2 protein-coding genes and 1 pseudogene are annotated in these 1,652 nt (G+C 75.6%); 1 reads left to right on the top strand and 2 read right to left on the bottom strand.

The annotated features are described in order from the left end of the window. Both HGA02_RS18695 and HGA02_RS18690 read right to left on the bottom strand, forming a co-directional pair. A partial coding sequence (locus tag HGA02_RS18695; RefSeq protein ID WP_343035617.1) for an NfeD family protein occupies positions 1 to 408 on the bottom strand: 408 nt, incomplete at its 3' end. Between the two features lie 120 nt (positions 409 to 528). Beyond that, positions 529 to 1,314, bottom strand: coding sequence for an ABC transporter ATP-binding protein (locus HGA02_RS18690; protein WP_168680829.1), 786 nt, complete (start codon positions 1,312 to 1,314; stop codon positions 529 to 531). 112 nt (positions 1,315 to 1,426) lie between these two features. On the opposite strand from HGA02_RS18690, the pseudogene HGA02_RS18685 reads away from it, so the two are divergent. Continuing rightward, positions 1,427 to 1,652: pseudogene (locus HGA02_RS18685) on the top strand (hypothetical protein); the annotation flags it as partial.

The raw sequence follows: 1,652 nt of genomic DNA, 5'->3' as shown, positions 1-1,652 counted from the left end.
CGTCGCGCCGTCGATGCGGGCGACGCGGACGGGCGTACCGGGGGCGATCGCGGTGCCGGCGTCGGCGCGCGCGCTCCACACCTCGCCCGCGAGCTTCACGCGGCCGCCCTCGACCGTGACGGTCGACATGACGACGGCCTCGCGGCCGACGAGCGCCGCGGTGTTGGTCTCGACGAGCGGCATCCGGCCGCGCAGGTGGCGCAGCAGCCACGGGCGCAGGGCCAGCAGCAGGAGCGCGGCGGTCGCGCAGGCGACGACGATCTGGACGGGCACCGGCGCACCGAGGCCCGCGGAGAGGGCCCCGCCGAGGGCACCGCCCGCGAGCATGATGAAGACGAGGTCGAGGGTGAGCATCTCGAGGATGCCGAGCGCGAGCGCCCCGCTGAGCCACCACAGCCAGTCCGGCACGGCCGAACCTCCCGGTCCCGGCGCGGTCGTCGAATGACCGCGCTGTACACCGATCCTAGACGATCACTTTGCCCGCGCGTGGGGCAGACGCCCGCCCGGTCACCCGGACGAGCGGCGACGTCAGCGCGCCGCGCGCGCCGCCCACCGGCCCCCGACGTGGTCCACCTCGAGATCGAGGCCGAACGCGCCGGACAGGTTCTCGGCCGTGAGCACCTCGCCGAGCGGTCCCGCGGCGTGCACGCGCCCGTCACGCAGCAGGAGCAGGTGCGTGAAGCCCGGCGGGATCTCCTCGACGTGGTGCGTGACCAGCACGAGGACCGGCGAGCGCGGGTCCGCCGCCAGCTCCGAGAGCGCCGCGACGAGCTCCTCGCGGCCCCCCAGGTCGAGGCCGGCCGCGGGCTCGTCGAGCAGCAGCAGCTCGGGGTCGGTCATGAGCGACCGCGCGATCTGCACGCGCTTGCGCTCGCCCTCGCTCAGCGTGCCGAAGAACCGGTCGGCCAGCCGCTCGACGCCGAACGCGCGCAGCAGGTCCGCGGCGCGCTGCTCGTCGAGCTCCTCGTACGACTCGCGCCAGCGGCCCGTCACGCCGTAGGCCGCCGTGAGCACGACGTCGCGCACGGTCTCGCCCGACGGGATGCGGTCCGCGAGCGCCGCGCTCGACAGGCCGACGCGCGGCCGCAGCTCGAACACGTCGACCCGGCCGAGCCGTGACCCGAGCACGTCGGCGGTGCCCTGCGACGGGTGCATGCGCCCTGACGCGACCTGCAGCATCGTCGTCTTGCCGGCGCCGTTGCGGCCGAGCACGACCCAGCGCTCGCCCTCCCGGACCGTCCACGACACGTCGTCGAGGATCGTCGTCGTCCCCCGGCGGATCGTCACGGCCTGCAGGTCGAGCACGTCGGTCATGGTGACGACCCTAACCAACGGGACGAACGTCCTCGGCACGCACCGGCGGGTCGCCCGGCGTGGCCTCGGTCACGTGCGCGGGACGGACCCGGACCGGCCCTACGGTGGAGGCGTGACGACGCTCGACCTCCCCCGCTCCGTGGTCCTCGCGCTGTGGCTCGCGCAGGACGGGGTGGACCGCGCCGCGATGGCCCGCGCGGTGCAGGTGGACGACGAGCCGCACACGGTCCGCGCGACCGTCGACGGGTCGGAGCACGTCGACGGCCCGCTGTCGCTGCTGCTCGACGTGTGCGGTCCCGGGCAGCGCGACGTCGCGGCCCTCGTGCCCGCGCCGGGCG

The organism is Cellulomonas septica (assembly GCF_012396155.1).
Classification (GTDB): domain Bacteria; phylum Actinomycetota; class Actinomycetes; order Actinomycetales; family Cellulomonadaceae; genus Cellulomonas; species Cellulomonas septica.
The sequence above is the reverse complement of the archived record's forward strand: the minus strand, read 5'-3'. Positions and strand labels throughout refer to the sequence as shown.

Bases quoted from the DNA above. Each gene is read 5' to 3' on its own strand.
- HGA02_RS18690 (WP_168680829.1), bottom strand. From the start codon at position 1,314: ATGACCGACGTGCTCGACCTGCAGGCCGTGACGATCCGCCGGGGGACG.